Annotated in this window: 1 protein-coding gene; it reads right to left on the bottom strand. The window is 70.4% G+C overall.

Translation table 11 applies throughout. The features are described 5' to 3' along the window. Window positions 1-80 precede the first annotated feature (80 nt). Window positions 81-25,430 carry a hypothetical protein gene (locus ACQPYY_RS04265; RefSeq protein WP_433592810.1) on the bottom strand — a complete coding sequence of 8,450 codons (25,350 nt, stop codon included), beginning with the start codon at window positions 25,428-25,430 and terminating at the stop codon, window positions 81-83. Window positions 25,431-25,439: the final 9 nt, after the last annotated feature.

The following is a 25,439-nucleotide window of genomic DNA, read 5'->3' as shown; positions in this document are numbered from 1 at the left end:
AACCAACTGTCAGCATCACATACCCGGGACAACCGTGCGGTTGCCGAAACCGTAAAAATCGGCGAACACCTCGCCGGCCGTCATCCGAAGATCCCCAGCCGGCGCGACGAATCCGACAGCACATCGCGAATCAGCAATCCCAGGTCCGAGTCCGCCGGCCGCTCGCTGTACCGCAGCTCACACCGCACATCGCCCGGACCTCCGATCACCAGACGCACGAAGCCCTGCCCCGAACGCTCCCACAGCGCCCCCGCCGCCAGCCGATCCAACTCGATCACCTGATCACCGACGCGCAAGACCAACCCTGCCGCCGGATCGCGGTAGAAAACAACCCGCAAACCATCCAGCTCATCGAACACACCCGCGGGCGCACCCGTACCGACCGGCGCGGCACTCAACTGCCCCGTCATCGGATCCATCAACGCGTACTCGCCGAACCCGGAATGCGACCGCAGATAGATCTGCCCACCGGAAGCAGGACGCCCCGACGCCCGCGGGAACCGGCTGTTGCCACGAGACCCATTCCCGTTCCCACCACCCGGCGCCCCTTGCGGCGGCATCATCGGCGCGCCACCAGGGAACCCCTGGCCGGCACCGTTGCCAATCCCGTTGCCGCCGTTGGCACTCGCGTGCCCGCCGCCATTCACACCCGGATTCCCGCCATCGGACGAATCCGCCACCCATCGCGGCATACCCGGATCGGTATGCGGATGCCCCTGCTGCGGCACCTCCGGCTGCGCGGGCATCCGAGACCCCATCGCATCCGTCAACCACTGCGGCAAATGCGACCCACCCGGATTCGAGGGCGTTTGCGGCACGCCCGGCTGATGCTGCCAACCCGGGTCGGCCGGGACCTGCGGCAGACCGGGATTCGTAGGCCAGTTCGGCACGCCAGGCCGCGAGGGCTGCTGCGGCAGCCCCGGATCTCCCGGCTGACCTCCCGGTTGATGAGGCAACTGCGGCCAGCCCGGATTCACCGGGACCTGGGGCATGCCCGGATTCGTCGGAACCTGCGGCATCCCAGGATTCGTCGGCCACTGCGGCGCGCCGGGGTTGGGCGGCAGTTGCGGCCACTGCGGCGGGGTCGGCTGCTGCGGCGCACCCGGGATGTGCGGGGGCTGCGGAAGGTTCGGCGGCTGCGGGATATGAGGCGGCTGCGGCGTATTCGGCGGGACCGGCACCTGCGGCGGCGTCGGCTGATGGGGCTGCGGCGTCGGCTGGTGCGGCGTCGGCTGCGGCTGGTGCGGCTGCGGCGTCGGCTGATGTGGCGTCGGCTGGTGCGGCTGCGGAGGAGTGTGGGGTGGGTTGGGGTCCGGGGGCAGGGTCCACGGGGCGGGCTGCTCCGGGGGCTTCGGGGTGTAGTCGGGGAACTCCGGGTCGAACTGGTGCGGCACGAGGGGCAGGTGCGAGCGCCAGTTCGGGCTGTAGCGGAATGGGGTGTCGTCGTTGGCCGAGGCGTCGCCATCGGAGCGGTCGCCGTCGCCCGCATCCGGTTCCGAGGGCGAGCCGGAACCCGATTCATCCGGATCATCCGCATTCGAACGCCCGGAACCGACATGCTCGCCGGTTCCGCCGGAACCACTGGACTCCCCCGCACCCGCGGGCTCGGAACCATCGGTCGCGCCATCGGAATCACCCTGATCCGGCTGCATCGGGTCGCCTGATGCACCCGACCCATCGGAATCACCTGCACCGACGTGCAAGGGGTCACCCGCCGCACCGGAATCATCGGACCCGTCGGAATCACCCGAAGCGGGCTTGGCCGGATCGCCAGGCGCACCCTGGCTTTCCGAACCGCTGGAATCGTCTCCGGTCGGAGGCGTCGGCTTCGCGGGAACTGATGTGTCGCCGGAGGCCTCAGACTTTTGGGGAGCCGGAAGCGGGGAAGCGTTGTCGTCCTGCGGCTTTGCGGTGCCGTCGGTGCTGCCGCGCTCTCCCGCACCGGCGGGCTGAATCGTCTCCGCGGACGTGGAGTCACCGGGCGCGCCTGGGTTGTCCGAACCGTGCGGTGATTCGGCAGGCGGCAGTTGGGAGGCGTTGTTCGCGTGTGGTTTTGCGGGAGTGGGTGGGTCGATGCCGAGGGATGGGCTGGCCGTGGTGACGGCGGACGGGGGCGGGGTGGGGCGTGTCGGGGGCTCGGGGGTCGGTGGGGTGGGGGATGTTTCGGGGGTTGGGGCGGACGGGAGGTGGCGGATGGCGCGGGCGTCGATGAGGGTGCCCTGGATGAGGACCTGGTGGAGGAGGTCGTCGAGGTCGTAGGTGGGTTTGAAGCGCCAGGTGGCGTCTTCGGGGGGTGCGCCGGTGCGCCATTCCATGATGAGGCCGTCGTCATGGGCGAAGTGTTCGGCGATCGCGCGATCGCGGGTCCAGGAGGTGGCATCGCTCTCGCTGGAGGGGTGAGAGATGTGGCCTTCGTAGTCGAAATCGGCGTCGCCACGGGCCGCGACCACTCCACGCAGGCCGTCGAGGTATGCGGGACTCACCGAACCATCGGGCAGCAGGCGCGGGACGCCGCGGTAGAGCGGACGGGAATCGGCGTTCGAGGGCAGGTCGCCTTCGAACATGACTGCGCCGTTGACATCAGCGGGAGGTGTGATCACCTCGGAGACGACCACCGCTGTCGGCGGCTCCGGCGTGGGCGAAGTCGACGAGGTCGGCTGCGAGCTGTGGGCGGCATCGCCTCGGCCGCCAGCGCTGGTCGGTTCGACGGCACCGCCGGATTGCCCAGCAACGCCGGGATGCACCGAGGCAACGGATTGCCCAGAGGCACTGTGGGTCACGGGAACTCCGGGCTGACCGGGCGCACCAGGATGCACAGGGGTGCCGGGATGGCCGGAACCTCCCGGCTGACCGGGCGTCCCGGGATTGCCAGGGCCTCCGGGTCGACCAGGGGACCCTGGGCTGGCCGGGGGCTTGGTCGGGGGGCCTGAATGCGGGGTGGATTCCGGGGCCGGCGGGAGGTTCGGAAGGTCGAGGTCGTGGACGTGAATGGTGCCGTCGAGATCGACGGTGAGCAGTTTTGCGACAAGCAGAATGTTGTCCCTGGCAAGGACTTCCTGACGCTCCCGCCCGAGAAAGGCAAGGGGGTCGGGGTTCGGGGAGACGACGACGGCGATGTCGTTCTTGCCGTGCACGATCCCGACGCCGCTCCCCCACATCTCCGCCCCGAGAGTGGTGAGGATGTCCTTCGCCGCCGCCTCCTGGACTGCTCTGTGGAAGGCGTGCGCCTCTTGCTCGTCCTTGCTGGTGGCCCGGGCAATTCGTTTGCCGTAGTCCGCCAGCTCTCGAACCCGCTGGTCGGTGGCGTGCTTTCGCGCTATTCCTTCCTCGGCGGGTGTTCCCGGAGGCGTCAGGCCGAGCTGTTGCTGGCGCAGCGACTCCTCGTTCACCCGCGACATCAGTAGGTCCTTCAGTATCCCCAGTTCATGCCCATCCGGATTCACGCCCAGCTCCCGCGCAATCGCGTGCAGGTCGGTCATCATCAGATCGTGCCGCTCGGCCGCAGCGCGGGCCTGAGCCATCGCGCCGTCGGCCCAGGCCGCCAACGCCGGATCCGACCAGGTATGAACGGTTCCCGGCTCGACGACCACCCAGTTCGACCCGGTCGGTGCACTCGTGTGCTCGGGCGCGGCGTTCTGTTCCGGCGCGGTATGGGTCTGCTCGCCCGTCTGACCCGAGCCGTTGTGGTGCGGGCCGGCGGACTCCTCCACCCCGGAATGGGTTGTGGTGGTGGACGAATGCGTGATCGGCTGCGCGCCGGATTCGGGCTGCTTGGCTGTCGTGGCCGGGTCGGTGCCGGGTTTGGTGGGGCCGGGGTGGGCGGGGGCGCCACCGGTGGGGTCGGTGGGCGGGGTCCCGGGGCCGAGGCGCTTCGGGCCGCCGCCGGGTTCGCCTTCGCCGGGGTCGATGGCGCGCACCGGGTCGGGGTAGTGGTTGTCGACCCAGTGGGCGACGGTGTCGGCGGCGTGGAAGGCCTCTGCCGCTGATTGGAGGCGGTCGAAGGCGCGGACCACGTCTGGAAGGTTGCCGCGGGCCTGGCCGAGCAGGTCGGTGATGGTGGCGCGCAGGCGATCCGGGGACAGTGCGGCTTCGGTGACGTCGAGCCCGGTGGCGCGCTGGAAGTTCTCGATGGCCGCGCGCAGCTCGGTGTGCGCCTCCTCGCGGGCACGGTGGGCGGCCGTCTGGGGCGTGTCCGCGTCGGCGGCCACGGCATCGGCGATGCGGCGCTGCTCGGCTTCCCATCGGGCGGCGCGATCGGCGGCCGCGTCGCGGCGGGCGGTGTCGCCCTGCGCTTCGGCGGCGGCGAGTTCGTCTCGGGCGGTCGCGAGTTCGCGGGCCGCGGTCTGCTCGGGTGTCTCCGCGGCGCGTGCCGCCGCAGCGGCGGCATCGGCCTCGGCGGTGCGGGCGGCGGCCAGGAACTCGTCGGCCCGTTGGTAGCGGTGCACGGCGTCGCGCAGCGGGACCAGTTCGTCGGTCCAGATCTCGCCCCAGGCCAGCGGCATGCGGGAGAGGCGTTCGATCTGGTCGATGGCGTGGTCGATGCCGTGGGGCGCGGCCGGGTCGGTGGCGACCAGCGCCTCCAGGTCGGCGCGCGCGGATTCGGCTTCTCGCCGCCAGGCGTCGGCGGGCGTCTCGCCGGGCTCGGTGGCCGCCTCCATGCCGCGGCGCAGTTCGGTCTCCAGGTCCTGTACCCGGTGCTGCGCCCGGTCGAATTCCGCTGCCGCCGTGGACAGGTCGTCGATTCGCTGCTCGTTGCCCGGCAGCTCGCCGCCCTCCGCGCGGTTGCGGTTGGCGAGGTAGTCCTGCGTGCCGGGCAGATTGTCCGGGGTCAGATCGCTGTTGGCGAGCGGGCGGAATTCCTCCCCCTCGCGCTCACGCCACATGCGGCCCTTGGCGTAGTCGAGGCCCTCCTCGGCGATCTGCAGCTCGTGTCGGGCCGCCGCGAGTTCGGGTCCGACCGTGCGCGGATCACGGGGCGGCGCTTGGGGTTCCGGCGGGTTGGTGAGGTCGTGATGCTCGGCCGCGAGTCGTTCGAGCAGGTCGATATCGGCCTTGCGGGCCCGAATCTCCCCGCGCATGACCTCGACCGCCTGGGAGAACTCCTTCGGGCTGAGCCGCTCGTGCTTCTCGATCTTGCCGTCGCGGTAGGCCTCGTATACCTCGATACTGCGCGCCTTGCGCACGACCCGCACGATCTCCGAAACCTGTTCGGAGCTGAGCAGTTTCCGCGTATCGGTCACGCTGTCGCGGTAGCCCTGATAGGCCGCCGCCGAGTCACCGGCGGTGTCGGTCAGCGTGCGCAGCACCTCCCGCAGCTGCGCCGGACTCATCCGATCGTGCAGGCTGCCGAGGCGTTCCTGGTAGATCTTGACCGTCTTGTCGATGCTGGAGGTGTCCACCCCCAGCAGGCGCGACCAGACCTCTCCGGCCTGGATCAGCTCGCTCGCGGGCGGCGGCTCGCCGACGAAGTCGCCGTACAACGAGCTCAGCAGCTCGCGACCCTTCGGATCGTGGACGGGCAGCTCGCCGTCGACGGCCCGCGGATCCGTACTCGGGTCGTAGCGCAGCCCCTCCCGGTGCGGGTCGAGCGCGCCGATCGCTTCGATGTAGTCGGTCAGCGCGTCGATGGCGTGTGCCCGGCGCTCGTCCGGCCGGAAGGCCATGTTCTCGAAGGCCCTGGCGATCGCGTCCGGAACCGTGGTCTTCGGGTCCGGCTCGAACCCGATGATCTCGACCTTCTCGGCGTCCTTGACGGCCTTGGGAGCGTGCAGATTCTCCCGATCGACGTCGAGCAGGCGCACCAGCCGATCCCGGGCGGCGAGCACAGCCGTCTCGTGCCCGTTCTTGCGCAGCACGTCCGCGTACTTGATCAGGTCCGCGAACGCCTGATGCCGCCGCTCCCCCATCCGGAACCGCGGATCGCCGAACGCCTCGGCCACCGCACGCGGTGACAGCTGCTCCGGGTCCAGGCCGAGGCGGTTCGCGAGATTGCCCAGCGCGCCGTCCAGATCGTTGAAGGTGTCGATGGCATCCGACGTGCGGATGAAATCGGCCATGCCCTCCAGTTGCGAGGCGCGCAGCGAAAGCTCCTGCCGCAGCGACTCGATGGTGCGGCCCAGATTCTCGCCGAGGTCGAACTCCACCTCGAGCGACAGTCGGCGCGCCACCGCATTGCGCTCGTTCCGCAGGGTATCCGGATCGCGCGGTACGGCCGGTTCATTGTTCGCCTCGTGCGGTGTGGCGACCGGTTCCGGTGTGGGCTCCACCAGCCGCAGGCCCCGGCCGTCCTCACGCATGACCGCGACCGGTCGCGGGTGGCCGTCGACATCCACGTCGTGGAACCGCACGGTGGGCGCGGCTTCCTCGACCAGGTGGACGTTGCCGTGCTCGTCGAGCCCGACATTGCGGTAATCCAGCCGCAGCTCACCGTGATTCAGCATTCGCCGCACGTCGGGGTGCGCGGCGAGCGCGTCCACCAGATGGGTGTCGTGCTCACCGTCGCCGCGAATCACCACCAGGCGTTCGGGGCCGCCGTTCTCGCCCGGGAGCAGCGCCACACCGTGTTCGCGGTCGAGCATGACGCCGCCGTTGGCGTCGGCCCAATCCCGGGCCGCCCGATCGGAGACCTCGTGGACGCGCTCGCGGAGCTGGTCGTCCGCGCCGAGGAAACGGTCGGCCAGGGCCGCGAACTCGAGCATCCGGGCGCGGCCGTCACGGACGCGCATGCGCTGGTCCGAGATGACGTGGTCCAGATCCTCCTGGGTCTCGATCCGGTTCAGTCCGATATCGAGCAGCTGCGCCCAGTTCGAGCGCTCGTCCTGCATCTGGTCGCGTCGCAGCGCGTGCTTGAAGAGCGTGCCCTCGCGGGTTTCGACCAGCTCCTCGTCGACATCATCGAAGTGCGGCACCCATTCGCCGCCATTGTTGACGCCCTCCACCTCGAGCAGGGACGGGCGGGGTTCGCGCGCACGGAGTTCCAGCGGCGGATCGTCGTGCCCGACGCCCGCCTCCTCACGGCGGACCCGCGCCTTCAGTTCCTCCAGCTCGATGCCGCGGGCATGGGCGAACTCGCGCAGGAAGCGGCCCAGCGGATCCTTGTCGAAGATGCTGATCTCGCGGCTGAACGGAATGACCTCGTTCTCGAGCAGCCAGCGCTGCCCGGCATCGCGCAGCGCCTCGACCGCGCCACCGCGACGCATGAGCCGGTACCTCGCCTCCTCGACCGCTGCCCGCACGGTCTGCGGATCGGCATCGGCGAGAGGGATGCGGAGCTCCCGGGCCAGGTGCACGAGGTCCACCAGCGCGGCGTCGCGGGCGTCCGCGGCGTCCACCAGCGGCTGCGGGACATCGGTGCCCCAGTCGTGCGGCTCGGGCTCGGCGGTCACCGGATCGACCGGTTCATGCCGCAGCTCGGGCAGCTCCGACTCGATGGTCATCTCCGCCACGCGCAGCGACTCCTCGACCTCGGCGCGCAGCAGCGGATCGGCCTCGGTGACGTGCGGGCGGTATTCGCCCCCGTCCGCGGTGCGCATGGGGATCTGCGGCGGGGAGATGTCGGCGACCCGGCGGGTGAGACGACGCACGAACGGCAGCTGCTCGCGCCCCTCCCACAGGGTCAGGATCTCTTTGCCGATGCGCACCGGGTTGAAGTTGGGCTTCATCCCGAGGAAGTCGTGGTCGTGGAGGACGTTATAGCCGAACTCCAGTGTCAGCAGGGAGATTCCGGAGGAATCCAGGCGCGAACCGGACGGATACTTCGGCGACTGTCCGTGGTAGCCCTGTTGCAGGCGCTGCAGCAGGTTGTCGATCCAGCTCGGCGACGGCTTCGCCGCGGGACGGAGCGGACCGAGCTCGGGCCGCGGGACCAGCTCGACACGCTTGGTGCCGTCCGGCGATTCGACGATGCGAGCATGCAGGCGTTCGCCGTCGGTCTCCAGGACCACATGCGCGTGTTCGGAATCGTGCAGGGCGGCGACCATGAGGTCGGCGACATCCATCGCGCGGCGCAGGGTCTCGGAGCGGGCGGCGGTGAGCACAGCGTCACGCTGCTCGACGGTGGTGTGCGCGGGATCCAGGGCGGATTCGGGGATGCCGAGCAGGCGCGCCCACTCGTCGCGCACCCGGGCCAGGTGCTCGCGTTCGGCGCCGGAGGCGGCGTCGTGACTGCTCAGCACATGGTCGAGTGCCTCGAGTCCACCGATCCGCAACATGTTCCGGAACTGCAGGTCGCCCGCGAGCTCCGGCAGGTTCCGCCGCTGCAGGTTCTCCTCCGACAGGCCGAACTCGCCGGCGAGACGGTTTCGCAGCTCCTCGAGGGTGAAGACCCGGGATTCGGCGCCCTCCGGATCGTGCGGGCGCTGCGACCAGGTTTCCAGCGGGCGTTCCCGGACCGGCTCGCCGCCGCCCTCGGGATGCGCTGTGCTCGAGGGCAATTCGCGCCTCGTAGCGGCCGGGTCGAGGGCCCGGGTCGGCTCCTCGGCCCCGAGCTCGGCCAGCCGGCGGTCCAGGCCGGTCTCGCGCAGATGCGCTTCGATGGCGCGCAGCGTCTCCGGATCCGCCTCGGTGCGCCAGTACTCCTCGGAACCGTAGAGCTCCTCGGGCGTCAGCGGCCGATAGTCGTCGCCCTCACGCATGGGCAGCGGCGGGGTGGCGTCATCCGGGTCGCCGAAGAAGCCTCGCGCCTTGGCCATTTCGGCGATCTCGCGGAAATGGGCGAGCGGATCGTTGAGGTGGGCCGCGGCGGTCTCGAGGCCGAGCGCGTCCATCAATCGCGAGGTGAACAGCACCGCGTTGACCTCGCGGCCGGGGGCCAGCGGGTCGTTGACGGCGTCCCGCAGGAAGCGGGCCGCCGCCTGCAGCGACGGGGAGTCCGCCACCGGATCCACCGGCAGCACTTCCTCTTCCACCCGCGGCAATTCCAGCGTCGCGGCCTCGCTCGGCCGGGTCAGCTCGACGGTCGGGTCTTCACTGCCCGGCGGTTTGGGCAGCTCGACAGTCGGGTCTTCGCTCCCCGGCGGCTTGGCCTCGCTGCCGCGCTCCATCTGCACGGTCGGGTCTTCGTTGCCTTCGAACGGCTTCGAGGACGACGCTTCAGCGGGCGGCGGGTTCTTGACCGTCGGGTCTTCGTTGCCTTCGAAACTCTGCTCGTTCGAGGCGTTCTCGCGCGACAGGTTGACCGTGGCGTCGTCGTTGCCCTCGAACATCTTCGACGTCGACGCCTCGCCCGGCGGCGGGTTCTTGACGGTCGGGTCCTCGCTGCCCTCCGGCAGTTTCTTGGTCGAATCCTCGCCGCCCGCCGACAGATTGACCGTCGGGTCCTCGCTGCCCGCGGGCAGTTTCGCGGTCTGCCCGTCGCCGGGCTTCGACGGCGGGGTGGAGTTCTGGTCGCCGTTTTGACCGGAGTTGCCAGGCTCGTCGGGGTGGGGATTTGGTGGGGTGGAGGAGTTTCGGTTCGGGGGCTCCTTGCCGCCGCCACCCGAGCCGGGCGGGGTCACACCGATCGGAGGGGTGGCCGCCGTCGGGCTGGAGCCGAGCGGCTTCGGGTCGCTCGGGCGCGCCGGGGTGGGGCCCTGGTCGCCTTCGTCGCCGGCGCTTCCCTCGTCGGAGGCGCGGGCATGGCGTTGGACCTCGTCGAAGCGATCCATCAGGGCGCGGTGCCAGTCGTCGCGGCCCAGGGCGGCGAATTCGGGGGCCAGGCCCTCCAGGCGGGTACGCATGCCGGGCATGTCCGAAGCGCTCAGATCATGGTCGTGCCACGTGATTTCGCCGTCAGAACCCTCGGTCGCGTAGTGGCGGGCGAAGAGGCTGGTCGACAGTTCGTCACCGCGGCGGCCGCCGCCGAAGGCCAGGCTGTGGTCGATACCGCTGATGTGCCCGTCCGCGGTGATCAGCCAGTTGGCGAGGTTGCGATCGGGGATGCCGACAAGCACGTCGAGCAGGCCGAGCCGGCGGCCGTCGGGGGTCGCCAGCACCGCGTCCAGACCCGCGGACATGGGCGTCGTGAAACGGTCCGCTCCGGCCTCGCCGGGCATCACCTCCATGTACACCACCCGGTCCTCGACCCGGTGCACCTTCGGCACATTCGCGCCGACCGCCTGGCCGACCAGCGAGACCAGCGCCTCGGCCTGGGCGTGCTGCGGATTGGTGACAACCTTGCGAATCAGCTGCGTCGGCGGCTCGGTAGCGAAGGTGACCAACTCGACGCGTTCGGCCATCCGCCCGATACCGGTGCTGAGGACCACCACCTCGGCCTCACCCGCCGCGATCGCTTCCTCCACACGCCGCGCGAAGGACTGATCGACGTCGGTCTCGCCGGAGTCGTTGTGCGTCACCGGATTCGATCCGCCATCCTGACCATCACCTTCCGGATCGCGGGCGGCGGAGGACGGGTCGGAGTTGGGCTGGGTCGGGCCTTGCGGGCGAGTGGAGGCTCCGGAGGCGCCGGGGTCCTCGCCCTCGCGACCGGTGTGGCCGGATTCCGGGAAATGGGCGTCGACCCACTCGGTCAGGGCGTCGGCGCGGTGCAGGGCGCGAGCCGCGTTCTCGAGTCGATCGAAAGCTCCGACCACCTCGGGCAGAGTGCCGCGCGCCTCGGGGAGCAGGCGGTTGACGGTGTCACGCAGGTGTTCCGGGGCGAGTTCGGCTTCGGTGACGTCCAGGCCGGTGGTGCGGCGGAAGTCCTCGACGGTTCGGGTGAGGTCGTCGTGCGCGGCCGTGCGAGCGCGTTCGGCGGCCTGGTGCGGGGTGTCGGCCGCGTGGGCGGCCCGGGCTTCGAGGAGGCGGTGCTCGGCTTCCCAGCGGGAGACGCGGTCCTGAGCGGCTTGACGATCGACCGGGGCTGCGTTCGCGAGATCATCTCGGGCAGAAGCCAATTCGCGTGCTGCGGTTTGCTCCGGGGTCTCCGCGGCGCGTGCCGCTGCGGCGGCGTCGGACTCGGCGGCGGCCAGGAATTCTCGGGCCTGTTCGTAGCGGTGCGCGGCGTCGCGCAGCGGGACCAGCTCGTCGGTGAACACGTCACCCCACTGCTGGGGCATGCGGGACAGGCGTTCGATGTCCGCGAGCGTGCGGTCGAGACCCTGCCGCGCCAAGCCGGGGTCGGCGGCGACGAGCTCTTCCAATTCGGCTCGCGCCGTGTCGACTTCACGCCGCCACGCGTCGACCGGCGACTCGTCCGGGCCGACACCGGCCTCGACGGCGCGACGCATCTCGGACTCGAGGTCGTCGACCCGGGACTGCGCGCCGTCGTGTTCCTCGACGGCTGCGGTCAGATCGGTGAGGCGCTGCTCCAGACCCGGCAGCTGTCCGCCCTCTTCGGACGGGCGGTTGGCGAGATAGTCGTTGGTGCCGGGCATCCGCTCGGGGGTCAGATCGCCTTCGTGCAGCGGCCGGAAGCCGGGGCCCGGGTTCTCCCGATAGGCCCGGCCCTGCGCGTAGTCGCGCCCCTCGGCGGCGATCTGCAGTTCGTGCCGGGCGGCGGCCAGATCCGTGGCGACCGCGCGCGGGTCACGCGGCGGGCCCTCGGGCGGGCGCGGTTTGGTGAGCGCGTCGTGTTCGGCGGCCAGCTTCTCCAGCAGCTTGATGTCGGCCTCGCGGGCGCGGACGTCGGCGCGCAGTTCGTCGATGGTGGCGGCCAGTTCCTTGGCGCTGAGCCGCTCGTGCTTCTCGATCTTGCCGTCGCGGTAGGCCTCGTACACCTCGGCGTACCGCGCGTTGCGGACACCGCGCACCAGATCGGCGAGCTGGTCCTTGGTCAGGATCTTGGTGGGGTCGGCGGCGCTGTCGCGGTAGCGCTCGTAGGCCACCGTCGAGTCGCCGGTCTCGCGCAGCGTGGTCAGCACATCCGCGAACTGCTTCGGGGTGACTCGGTCGTGCAGGCCGCCGAGCTGCTCGGTGTAGATCTTGACCGTTCGGGCGAAGTCGTTCATGTGCACGCCGAGCAGGCGCGACCACACGGTGGCCGCCGCCGACGGGTTGTCGGACAGCGGCGGCTCGCCGATGGAATCGTTCATGAACGCGCGCAACGCCGCCGGAGCGTCGCCGTCGTGGATCGGCAGTTCGCCGTCGACGGCGCGCGGGTCGGTCAGCGGGTCGTAGCGCAGGTTCTGGCGGAACGGGTCCAGGTCGCCCAGCACACTGCTGTATTCGAGCAACGCCGCCAGCAGTTCCGGGCGGTCGGCGGAATCGCGCAGCAGATTGTGGATCGCGTCCAGCAACGCGTGCTTGTCGGTGTTCTTCGGGTCCGTCGTGAACCCGATGACCTCGCCGTCCTTGGTCTTCGGCTTACGCGGGGACAGGTCGTCCGGCTCCACGTCGAGCCGGTTCGCGAGCTCCTTGCGGGCCGCGAGCACCGCCTTCTCGTCGATGTTCTCGCGCAGGACCTTCGCGTACTTGATGAGGTCGTCGACGGCCTGCAGGCGGCGCACCTTGCGCACGTTCGGATCGGCCATCGCCTCGGCCAGCTTCTGCGGCGACAGCGTGTCCGGGTCGAGGCCGAGGCGGTGCGCCAGCTGCTGAAGGGTGCGGTCCAGGTCGTGGAAGTTGTCGATCGCGTCCGAGCTGCGAATGAAGTCGGCCATGCCCTCGATCTGGGCGGCGCGCAACGCATTGTCATGGTGCAGGTCGGCGATGGTCCGGTCCAGGTTCGCGCCCAGATCCATGTCGTAGACCGACAGGCGGGCCGCCACCGCGTTGCGTTCGGCGCGCACCACGGCCGGATCGCGCGGCGCGGCGGGCTCGGCGGCCGGTTCGGCGTGCGGGGCCCTGACCTCCGGTGCCGGCTGCACGATGCGCCACGGCTCGAGGCCGTTGCGCAGCAACGCGACCGGTGTGCGCTCGCCGTCGACCTCGACGTCGTGGAATCGGATCTGCGGCGGGTCCACCTCGATGACGTGGACCCGGTCGTTGCCGTCCAGACCCACCACGCGGTAGTCCAGCCGCAGTTCACCGCGGTTGAGCTGCTCCCGGATCTCCGGGTGGGCGGACAGCGCATCGACCAGGCGCACATCGTGATCCGCTTCGCCGCGGATCACCACCAGGCGGCGCGGCTCGCCCGGGAGCACCGCCAGCCCGCGCTCCGGATCGAGCATGACGCCGTCGTGCTCGTTCACCCAGTCGTGCGCGGCCGCGTCGGCCAGATCGGCGGCGTGCTGCCGGGCCGCGGAGTCCAGGTCGATGAAATGCTTGACGGCCGCGTCGAGTTCGAGGATGCCGTCCGCCCGGTCGCGCACGCCCACCCGGGCCTCGGCGATGGCCTCCCGCAGGTCCTTCTCGGTTTCGAGCCGGTCCAATCCGATGTCGAGCAACTGCGCCCAGTTCGAGCGCTCGTCCTGAATCTGGTCGCGGCGCAACGCGTCCTCGAACAGGCGGCCCTCGCGCCGGCTGGACAGTTCCTCGTCCGCGTCGTCGAAGTGGCGCGGCCACTCACCGCCATTGTTGACGCCCTGCAGATCCAGGAAGGAGGCGCGCGGACGGCGGGGACGGAACTCCAGCGAATCGTCGTCCGGGCCGACGCCCGCCTCCGCGCGGCGGCGCGCGGCCTTCTCCTCCTCCGTGCGCAGCGCCTCGGCGCGCGCGAATTCCCGCAGGTAACGGCCCAGCGGATCCTTGTCGAAGATACTGACCTCGCGGCTGAACGGGATCTGCGCGTCCTCCATGAGCCAGCGCTCGCTGACATCGCGCAACGCCTCGATCGCGCCCGCGCGGCGCATGAGCTTGTAGACGGCCTCGTCCACCACGCGACGCAGGGTTTCCGGGCTGTCGTCGGGGATGTCGATCTCCAGTCCGCGAGCCAGGCGGACCAGGTCGGCCAGGGCGGCGTCGCGCGTCGTGACCGCGTCGACCAGCGGCTGCGGCAGGTCGGAGCTCCACTCGCGGGGCGCGGGCGGATCGAGGACGGGGCCGCGGTCGAGCGGCTCGTGCTGCGGCTCCGGCATTTCCGACTCGATCGGCATGTTCGCGCCGCGCAGGGTCTCCTCCACCTCGGCGCGAATCCGCGGATCGGCCTCGGTGACCCATGGGCGGTACTCGCCGCCGTCGCGGGTGCGCATCGGGATCAGGGTCCCGGCGACATCGGCGACCCGCGCGGTCAGATGCTTGACCAGCGGGAGACGCTCGCGCTCCTTCCACAGGGTCGCGGTCTCCTTGAGGATGCGCGCGGGGTTGAACTTGTCCTTGAGATGCAGTAGCGCCTCGTCGTGGGTGACGTAGCCGATCTCCATCGCCAGCATGGTCTGGCCCTTGGAGTCGTTGCCCGAACCGGACGGGTACTTCGGCGACTGACCGTGGTAGCCGTGCATCATGCGCCGCCACGTGCGCTTCAGCCAGCCGGGCTTCTTCTCCGGTTCCTTTGTCTCCGCCGGGGTTTCGCGAGGCAGGTCGGGGCGCTGGATGACCTCGGCGCGCTTGTTGCCGTCAGCGTCCTCGGTGACGCGGATGTGGACGCGCTCGCCGTCGGCCTCCAGGACCACATGGGCGTGGTCCGAAGTCGGGTGGTGGAAGCTCGCGACCATGAGGTCCGCGACATCGCCGGCGTGACGCAGGGTTTCGGCGCGGAGCTCGTCGAGGACCGCACGACGCTGTTCGGGGGTGGTGCGGGCCGGATCGAGGAGGGATTTGTCGACGCCGAGCAGGTCCGCCCAGCCGTCGCGGGTGCGGGCGGCGCGCTCGCGCTCCGGGCCGGTCGTGTCATCGTGACGGAAGACCGCCTCGCGCAGAGCCTCGATTCCGCCCGCGCGCAACAGATTCCGCAGCTGCTCGTCACCCACGATTCGCGGCAGCTGATCATCCGGCGTGGATTCGGGCAGGCCGAGACGGTGCAGGAGTTCGGTGCGCAACTCCTCGAGGGTGAGTGCGCGCGGCTCCCCGCCCTCGGGTGCGTGCGGACGCGTGCCGAGACCATTCGCCGGATCGTGGAAGAAACCCTCGGCCGCAGCGGTTTCGGCGAGATGCCGCAGCGCGGACAGCGCGTCCGGGCGTTTGGCCAGCGCCTCGACCACACCGAGCGCGTCGGTGAGGCGCGCGCCATAGACCTGGTCCTCCAGGCTGCGCGGGCGCTCCCCGGCCTCAGCGTCCGCCGCGCGCAGTCGATCGAGAGCCGCTTGCAATCCGGGTGACGCCTCGGCCGGATCGGCGGGCGGCTTGGGCGACTCCGCCTCCTGGCGCGGGATCTCGACGGTGGGAGTCTCATCCGGATTCGTCTGCTCGGGCCGCTTCAGCTCGACGGTCGGCGTCTCATCGGGGTTCGTCTGCTCCGGACGCTTCACTTCGACGGTCGGAGTCTCATCCGGATTCGACTGCTCCGGACGCTTCACCTCGACGGTCGGCGTCTCATCGGGGTTCGTCTGCTCCGGACGCTTGACCTCGACAGTCGGAGTCTCATCCGGATTCGACTGCTCCGGACGCTTGACCTCGACAGTAGGAGTCTCATCCGGGTTCGCGCCCGTGCGCTTGACCTCGACGGTCGGGGTCTCGTTCGGGTTCGTGCCCAACGGTTTCGACCGCGAGCCGGTCTGGGTGCCGTCCGACCTGCCGGCGTCGCCCGAGCGCGGGGCGGTCGTGGAGGGCGGCACCGGGGCGGAAGGGCCGGGAAGGGTGGGGCGGGCCGAGGCGCGGGACGGCTCGCCGGAGCTGTTCGCCGGCTGCTTGGCTGCGGCTTCGCCGGGAGCGGGTTCGGGGCGACCGCCCGCGAAGTCCCACATGTACTCGGCGCGCAGAGCCGACAGGCGGGCCTCGGCATCGGCCATGCGGGCCTCGAAACGGGCCTCCCGCTCCGCCTGGCTGCCGGGCTCGAGCTGGTCGGCCATGTCGTGGAACCACTTGGCGCGCTCGGCATCCATGTGGGCGACCCAGTCGGCCTGGATGGCGCGCTGTTCGTTGAACCAGGCATCCGGATCGTCCGGGGTGGCGGCAGCGCGGCGCGGGGGTCCATCGTTCGGCGGCTGGCCGTCGCCCGCCGACGCGGTCTCGGGGTTCTGCCCGGTGCGCGGCTCGGCTGTGGCGCCGCCCTCACCGGCGAGTCGCGTAGCCGGCGCGGGGTCGGGGCGGCCGCCGAGGTCGGCCCAGAGTCGTTCGGCGCGTTCGGCAGAGCCGCGGGCCATGTCGTCGACTTCGCGGGCCTGCTCGCGGAACAGTCGTTCCTCGGTGCTGCCGGGAGGTGCGGAATCTGCCATCTCGTGCAGGAAGCGGGCGTGCTTGGCCTCCATGTCCGCGGCGAAGTCGGCGTGCTCGGCCATTCGCTGGTCGAACCAGCGCTCGTCGCCTACCTGCGGTTCCCTTGCGGGAGTGCGGGATTCGGGGCCCGGTTCCGCGGCGCTCGGGGAACCGGGCGCGAGCGGTTCCTCGGCGCCGACGGGCGGCTCGTTGGATTCGCGCGGGTCGGGCTGGTTCCCGTCAGGACGCTCGGGCCGGTTGGGGTCGTTGGAGTCCGACGAATCACCGGACTGGTCACGCGGTCCCAGCAGGTCCGAGCCGTCCGTACCGGAATGGCGATCGGCATCAGCGATCCCCGCGCCGCGATCGGTGGGCGTGGACCGGTCCGCGGCAGGCATGGACTGGTCCGCGGCAGGCGCGGACTGGCGCTCGGCGGGCACAGACTGGCGCTCGGCGGAGGGGGACTGGTGCTCGGCGGGCGCGGAACGATGCTCCGGCAGGCCATGCGGTTGCAGTACGCCCGAGTCCTGCGCGGCCACGCGCAGCATCTGGTACATCACCTGTGACGGCTCGGCCGCGTCGCGGCCGTTCAGCATGACGTCGCGGAAACCTTCCGCCAGCGCCTCGCCTTCGTGCAAGCCGCCGTTCTTGTCGAAGGCGTACTCCGGCAACTGATGCAGCCATTCGGTGAAGGCCTGGGCGTCCAGCGGAGCGCCGCGGGTGGCCTCGAAGTGCGCCGCGAGGGCCTCGGTCAGTTCGTACCGGGCCTCACGTCCACCAGCGAAGTCCATGACGTGCCCGAACTCGTGGACGATAGCCGAATACACCGGCCGCGCATCGGATCCCGCCACATGGTGGCCGCTCTCGACATTCGCGCGAATCAGCGCGTCGAGGCCGGCGGCGTCCATGGCCCACCGGGCGTTGAGCACGAGGCGATCCGCGACCAACCGGCCGTCCTCGCGTCCCGGGTAGACAGCGGCGATGGCGTCGGCGTCCTCGGGGATGAACCCGATCTCGACCCGGTTGGGCTTCACGCCCGGGTGCTGGGCCAGCATGTCCTCGAGGGCGCGGCCATATTCGCGCAGCGTTTCGACGTCGCCGGCGTAATGGAAGTCGACCGTCGGGATGCCGAGCTCGTTCTGAATGTGGTCGACGACGCCCTGCCGGTCCAGGCCGGTCCAGTGGTCGTCGATCGCCGGAACCTCGGGCGGCTCGGGCGGCGACAGCACCAGATCGGGCTCCCGCGAGGGCTTTCCGTCGTCCTCGGACCGCATCGGCTCGGGGCGATCATCGGCCCGCACGGCGTCGGGGCGCGAGTCGCCCCGCATGGCGTCGTGGTGTACCTCGGTCGTCGGGGTGCCGGGTGGCTCGTCGCCGGTCCGTGTGGCCGGTTCGGCCGGGAGCTCGCGGATGATGTGGGCGTTCTCGGCGGCGCGGTCGGTCAGCAGGCGGTGGAGGACCTGGGCGGGTTCGGTGGCGTGATCGAAGTTCAGGGTGACGTCGACGAAGGCTTCCGCCAGCGCCTCGGCGTGGTTGATCGAGCCGTCGGCGTTGAAGCTGTAATCCGACAGCTGCGAGAGCCAGCCGAGATACTCGACGGCCGTGGTGTCGCCGTGCGTGCGCAGGTAGTGGTCCAGCAGCGCGTTCGCGAGTTCGGCGTGAGCCGCGCGGTTTCCGGCGTGGTCGATCGCATGACCGATTTCGTGCAGGAAGACCGAGTACATCGGGCGCTCGCCGGCCCCCCTCGGGAACGCGCCACCGGCCTCGCCGTTCCGCACGATCTCGGCCATCCGAGCCGGATCCAGCGCGTGCTCCAGACGCACCACGATTTTCTCGGTGACGATATGGCCGTCCGGGGTTCGGATGCTCGTCGCCTCAGCGAGCGAGTCCTCGAAGACCGGCTCGCCGATCTCGATGCCGCGCAAGGTGATCTTGTTCTGGGCCGTGGCATCGTCGAGCGCACGGGCGAACTCGCGCAGCACCTCCGGATCGACGGACGTATTGTCCAAGCCCTCGAACCTGGTGACGCCGAACAGATCCTTCATCTCGCGGATGATTCCGTCGCGATCCAGCTCCGCCCAGAAATCGTCCGGGCGTGGCGACCAATCCGCGGGCGGGTGGGCGGGAGCAGGATCGGGGGCGCCCTCGTGAGGTGCCGAATCCTCCGGCGGGATCGAATCCCGGTGGTTGTCAGCCGTTTCCGGCAGATCCCCAGACCTGCCCTCAGGGCTGAGCCGGTCGTGGAGGTTCTCGGTGGAACCGTGTTCGGGCGAGTGCGCCGGGTCCTGCGCATGCAGGGGTGCGGCGTCGCGCGCGGCGGCGTGCAACCGGTCCACCATCATCTTCGACAGGTCGGAAGCGTTGTCGCCGTTGAGCTTCACATCGCGATATGCCTCGGCCAGGGCCTCCCCCGCGTCGAGCATGCCGTGTTTGTCGAAGGCGTATCCGGGCAGCTCGCCGCGCAGCCAGTTGGTGAACTCGGCGAAGTCGGCGCCGGCATTGGACTCCACATACCGGTCGGCCAGGGCTTTCATCAGGTTCTCGCGAGCCTGCATCTGGCCGTGGTAATCCACCAGGTGGCCGTATTCGTGCACGATCACCGCGTAGATCGGCCGGGCGTCGGTGTTCGGCACATGGAATCGAGCGGCGACCGCCTCCCGAATCCCCTGTTCGAAACCCGCGGGATCCAACGCCCACCGGTCGTTGAACACGATCCGGTCGGGCCGCCACGGTCCGCTCCCATCCGCCTGCCGCGCGCCGAACGCGGTGGCGATGACGTCGGGATCCCCAGGAATCGGCCCGATTTCGGCGCGGCGCGGCTTGATGCCCGGGTTGTCGGCGATCCCCTCTTCCAGAGCGCGACCGAACTCCCGCAGCGTCTCCAGCTCGCCGACGATGTGGAAGCCGACTGTCTCGATACCGAGGTCGTTGTTGATCCGATCCAGCACACCCTGGCGATCCAGGTCGGTCCAATGGTCGACGACCGCCGGCACGTCGACAGGTTCCGGCGGCTGCAACACGAATTCTGGTTCGTGCGACGGTTTCTCGCTGGTCGATCCGTCGTTGTCGGTGCGGGGCAATGCGTGCGACTCGGGCGCTGGGCGCTCGGGGTTCGGCTCGCGGTCGCGGCGGGCGGCCGGGCCCGGATCGTCGCCGACGGGGCGGGCCCGGTGCTCAGGCGTCTCGTGCCCGTGGACGGGGTTGTCGGCGAGATAGTTCCGGTAGACCTGCTCCAGGTGGTCGTGGAGGATCTGAGCGGGCTCACCGGCCAGGTCGCCGTTGAGAACAACGTCGGTGAAGGCCTCGGCCAGCGCCTCCGCGTGGTCGTACATGCCGTTCTCGTCGAAGCTGTAGCCGCTCAGCTCATCGTGCAGCCAGCCCAGGAACTCCTCGTAATCGCCGCCGTAGGTGCGCTGGAAGTGACGTTCCAGCGCCTCGAAGGCGTCGAGGCGGGCATGCATCTGCGTGGTGAAGTCGATGGCGTGCGCGAACTCGTGCACGATCGTCGAATACAGCGGGCGGTCACCGGAACCCGGGACCAGGTGACCGTTCTCCTCGGCGAGCCGGACCCGGTGGGCGAAATCGGCGGGGTTGCGCGCGAAACGCTCATTGAGAGTGAGGGTGTCGGCGAAATGGCCGTCCCCATCACGGCCCGGGTCCACCTCGGCGAACACGGTGTCGTCGTCGAGCGGGGCGATCCGGACTTCCACCAGCTCGGTGTCCGGAAAGCGGCGGAACATATCGTCGACGGCGCGAGCGAACTCGCGCATCACCTCGACATCGACATGCTTGTTGTCGAAGCCGGTGACCTCGAGATCCCAATCCTGGTGCAGCTTCTCGGCGATACCCTCGCGATCCAGCTTCGCCCAGTCGTCCTGCGGCCGGTGCGACCAATCGGACGCGTCTCCGGAATCGATTGCACCGGAATCATTGTCGGCGTCATGCCGCTGCTGCGGCCGCGCAGCATCGTCCCGCGCCTCTTGCGGCTGGAGAGCTGCCTCACGTACGTCCTGGAGACGGGCGACATCCTCACGAGTGTCCGTGGGACGACGGACATCCTCGCGGGTGTGGGCGTCGGGGCGCGGCAGGTCCGGGTGGGTGGTGTCCGTACGCGATGCGTCGGGGCGGGTGGTGTCGGTGTGCGGTGCGCCGGGGCGGGTGGGGTGGGGGCTGGCATCAGCGTCGATCGGGGCCACGGTGCCGCGAATGCCGTAGTGGCCCGGTCCGCGGGGTTCGACCGAGTCGATGTGGACTTCGAGGCCGTGGGCCATCAGGACCATCGGCAGGTGGGTGCCGTACTGGGACAGGTCGCCCAGATGCAGGGCGGGTGTTCCGGCGGGCACGACCAATTCGACGTGGTGGTGGATGCCGTCCATCGACGGCACCGCGCCGATCATGGCGTTGACGTAGCCCGGCAGGTGCTGAACCGTCCCGGGCAACTCGTGGACGGGAACACCGAACGGATTGGCGCCGGAGTTGAGCGTCACCATCACCGGCTCCGGCAACGGCCGCAGGGCGAGCGCGCCGTCGATATCCCGGATGGCCTCGGCGATCTCGGGAGTCATCGCACGATCGCCGCGCAGGGCGGCCTCGATGTCCGAGGCGCTCGGGCGCGAGTTCTCCTCGCGCGTGTCGTCGCTGTAGGACCTCAGTGCCGCGCGCTGCTCGTCGGTCAACTGGGAGTGGGCGTCCGACCAGACTTCGTGCCCGTACTCACCGGCGCGCGCGAAATCCACGCGCATCTCATCGGAGGTGCGCAGGAATCGCACCGGTTCATCGGGATTCGAATCGTCGCCCGGCAGCCGGTCCGCCTCACCGACACGCAAATGCGCATCCGCCAGGTGCAACAGCCCGGCTCGCACCGAATCCTTCAGCGGATGCCAAGCCTTGCCGTCGGCGTCGAACAAGATGGCGTGAACGCCCGCGGTCTCCTTGGGCACCTGCGGCGGGAAACCGTGCTCCAGACCGGCGGCCGGGTCCTTGACCACGATCTCGCCGCCCTCATTGACCATCAGGTAGGCGTGCGCGCCCACACCGTGCTCGTCGACCGGTCCGGCATAACGGTCGACGACCAGGGCGGACGCGCCGTCGCCCAACTCGAGGAGGCGTTTCGCGATCGCGTCATGGCCACTCGGCCGGTCCGGTCGATCAAGGTTCTTCGGGAAGTCCTGCAACTTGCCGCCCGCACCCGAGACCAGTTCCTCGAGGCTCATCCCCTCGGGACCGACCCGGCGCGTGGGCGGGCGGATGGATTCGTTGCCGGTGATCTCACGCAGCAGGCGCAGCGCCAGTTCGCCGCAGCGGCCGCGGTTCTTCGCGCGGGCGACATCCGGATCATTCGGAGCGGGCTCGGTCGAATCATCATCGCGGACAGCGGTGTTCGAGGGATCGTCAAGGGTGCCGGGGTGCGCCTTGTGTCCATCGGTGCGCTCGGGCGGCGCTCCACGCCCAGTATCGCCGCGGTCGGAGGAACCGGGGCGATCCTGCGCCGCGGAAGGGGTTTCGTCGCCCGCGTGCCGCTCACCCGGCGCGCGGCGCTCGCCCTCGTGAGCTCGACCCTCGGGTCCGTCGCCCAGCGGAATCGGTGCGACGACGAAGCCGTCTTCGGGCGTCGCCCCATCCTCGACTCGATGGTCACGATCCGACGAATGCGAATCGCGGTCGGGGCCGGCCGATTCCGATCCCGGGCGGTCGCCGCGATCCCGGCTGATCGAGTCCCGATGCGACGGGTCGTCATGCACAGGCTCGGAGGTATCCGATCGCGGCTGCTCCGCCGCGGGCCGCTTCTCCTCCGCGGGAACGTCCTCGTGACGGTTCGAATCCGGTTCGCGCACCGGCTCGTCGGCAGCCGGCTCGCGGCCGTCCCGCAGCGGCCGATCCGCCGCCTCCGCGGGCGTGTCCTCATCCCGAGGCGCGGCCGCGTCCTCGCGCGCGGCCTCATCGCGAGGACGCACATCGCCACTGTCCCGAACCGCCGGATCGTCCGCATGACGCGTGGCGGGCTCATCACCGCGAGCGGCTTCCGGCTCACCATCGCGGCGGACGGCGGGATCGTCGCGCCGGGTCTCCGGCCCGTCCTCGCGCCGGAGGGTCGGCTCGTCCTCACGGCGGTTGAACGGCTCATCTTCACGGCGACCGGACGACTCGTCCTCACGCCGGGCCGAGGGCTCATCGTCACGCCGGGCGGCCGGGGCGTCGTCACGGCGGCCCGTCGGCTCATCCTCACGGCGGGTGGACGGCTCATCTTCACGGCGACCGGACGACTCGTCCTCACGCCGGGCCGAGGGCTCATCGTCGAGCCGGGCGGCCGGGGCGTCGTCACGGCGGCCCGTCGGCTCATCCTCACGGCGGGTGGTCGGCGTGTCGTCCTCGCCACGCGCATCCGGCTGGTCGTCGGGGCGTACATCGGCCGGCTCGTCGGTGGGACGGCGCGATTCCGGATGCTCGTCCGCGTGGTCGCGGTCGGCCGGGTCGCGGTCGGCGGACAGTTCGTCAGCGTGATCGTCGACCGGCTGACGCGATTCGGTGGGCTCACCGGCGCGGTGGGCTTCGGTGGCCTCCGGCTTGTCGGAGGGGCGATCGGTGGTCGCGTTGGTGTCCTCGCGCGGCGGCATGGAGTCGGCGGAACGCTCGACTGCCTCGCTGGAATCACCACTACCACTGGCCTTTTCGGACTCCGGCGCAGTTTCGTGATCGGCCGGGCGAGCGGCGGCTTCGGACGGGTTGCCTTCGGGCCGGGCACCCGGGCGGTCGGTGGGATTGGAATTCTCGCCGGTGGACTCGGAACGCGGCTCGGAGGAGGGCGACTCCGGAGTATCCGCGTGGCTGTCCGAGCTGCCCTGGCGGCTGTCGGCGCGCGGACTGTCGGGTCGTGCGGTGTCGGCAGGCGGACTGTCGGACTTCGGAGCGTCGGTGCGCGCGCCATCAGACTTCGGAGCATCGACCCGAGAGGCATCGGACTTCGCCGCGTCGGCGCGCGGGGCCTCGGCACGCGGGGTGTCAGACCTCGCGGCATCGGCGCGCGGGGCCTCGGCGGCCTTCGGAGTGGCGCCATCACCTGCGCGGGGGGCGGCTGCTCGCTGGTCCGGGGTGGCGGATTGCGCCGCGCTGCCCGCGTGCTGGGCCGTGGAGCCGGAGGTGGTCGAGCCCGGGGCGGCGTTGCCACTGGAGGAGGCGGCGACGCTGGACGGCGACGGTGAGCCGCTCGCGCTGGTCGCGCCGGCGGGGGACGAGGCTCCTGATGCCGGAGCCGATCCGCCGGGCGTCGCCCCCGAGGGGGCGGCCGAGGCACCGGCTCGGGCACCGCCGGACACCGGATCCGCCGCTCCCCCAGTCGATCCGGCGCGTGCGGAGCCATCCGAAGCAGACGAGCCGCCACCCGAGGTGGAAGCCGCCGCGTGCGTAGCAGCTCCGCCGCCCGAATTCGACGACCCGCTTCCAGTGTTGGACGGGCCACCGGTATTCGACGACGCCCCACCGGTATTCGACGGGCCGCCACCAGCGTTCGATGCCCCGGCGTTCGATGAGCCACCCGTGTTCGACGAACTACCGACGTTGGATGAGCCACCCGCGTTCGACGACCCACCGACGTTGGATGAGCCACCCGCGTTGGACGTACCACCGACGGTCGAAGAACCACCGGCGTTGGACGTACCACCGGTCGTCGAGGACGCCCCGGCGGTCGAACTGCCGTTCGTGGCCGCGGTGGAAGTCGGTGCGGCAGTGGAGGTGTCGTGGAGGCCTCCGCCCTGGATGCCGCTCTGGACCGGGGCGGTGGACTCGGGTGCGCCCGCCTGCGGATGGCTGGCCGCTGCGCCGCCCGCGCTGTTGGCGTCCGTGCCGACGTGGGTTTGCGGGGTCGACCCGGAGTTGTTCGCCGGACCGGTCTGGGAGGCGCCGCCCGGATCGGTGGGGGTGGCTCGATCAGTAATGCGGGAATCGGTGGTTACGCCGCCACCGCCCTGACCATTCGTGTCGGGGCGCGCGGTGCTGCCGTCGCCGGTCGGGCGTGCGCCTGCGTCGCCGCTCGGTTCCCCGCCGTCGACCGAGGCCGGATGCGTGCGGGGGCCGTCCGAGCCCGGGCCACCCTGGGTGTGGGATCCATCGGAGCCGGGGCCACCCTGCGCGTGGGATCCGTCCGAGCCGGGGCCACCCTGCGGATGAGATCCATTGGAGCCGTTGGATCCATTCGTTCCATTGGTCCCCGGGTCATGGCTGCCGCCGGTCCCATCGCCGCCCGGACCATCCGGGCGCGAACCCACCAGGGTGAGGTCGCGGGGATTGATCCCCGCCGACATACGCGTGACCTTCGGCTCCCAAACAGTGTGTGCACCAGTGTGATTGACACCGGACAGCCCGCCCTGGAACATTCCTCCGGTGAGCATGCGGGGGTCGAAGTGGGTGTTCTTCAGGTTGTCGACGGCCTGGTCCCAGCCGTGCTGCGCCGCGTCGAATCCGAACTGCGCGGCCGTCGCGCCGACGAAACCCGCACCGCCGCCGACCAATCCGGCGGTGGTGCCGGTGATCAGGCCCGTCAGATAGCGGTTCATGCCACGCTGACCGAGCGAATTGCCGATCGCACCACCGATCGGGCCCGCGACCGCGCCACCGACAGCAGAGCTGATCGACGTCACACCGACCTGCGTCCAGTTGACGCCCTTCCGGTGCCCGGTGTCGACCTGGTACTGCTGAATCCCGTAGTCCTGCACAGTGCCCAGCAGGGTGTTCATCACGATGTGGCGCATCGCGAACTTCACGACCGCGGTGATGCCCATCCGGGCGGCGATGGCGAGGATGCGGTCGAGCGCCGCGCGGCCGATCACCCGCACCGCGACACGCGTGAACGCGACGATCATCGCCTCAACCATCGGAGCGGTCGGCGGCCACAACCAGGCGATGATGATCTCGCCGGCCGCCATCGCGATCGACGAGTAGAACATCAGCTTCGTGTACTGGATCTCGGTGCCGGTCTCCTCGACCGAATCACCCAGCTGCTGGAAGTGCTGGGCCAGATCCAGGATCGAATTGCCCGTGCCGTCGCCACTCGCCGGTGCGGCCAGCTTGTCGAACAGCTGCGCCATCTCGTCGCGCCCGTCGCCGTTCACATAGGCGGCCAGGGTCGCGGACTTGGCATCGGTGATGGACGAGATCTGATCGCGCAGGCCGGCGGCGGCATTGCGCCAGTCCTCGGCCAGCGCCCACATCTGGTCCTCGTCGCCCTCGGGCCATTCCACGCCCACGAGGTAGCCGAGCCATTCGAGTTCCGAAGGCAGGTGCAGGGTCATGCGCCGCTA

It is taken from the genome of Nocardia sp. CA-145437, assembly GCF_050956485.1.
In the GTDB taxonomy this organism is placed as follows: Bacteria; Actinomycetota; Actinomycetes; order Mycobacteriales; family Mycobacteriaceae; genus Nocardia.
This window is presented reverse-complemented; position numbering and strand designations above follow the sequence as displayed.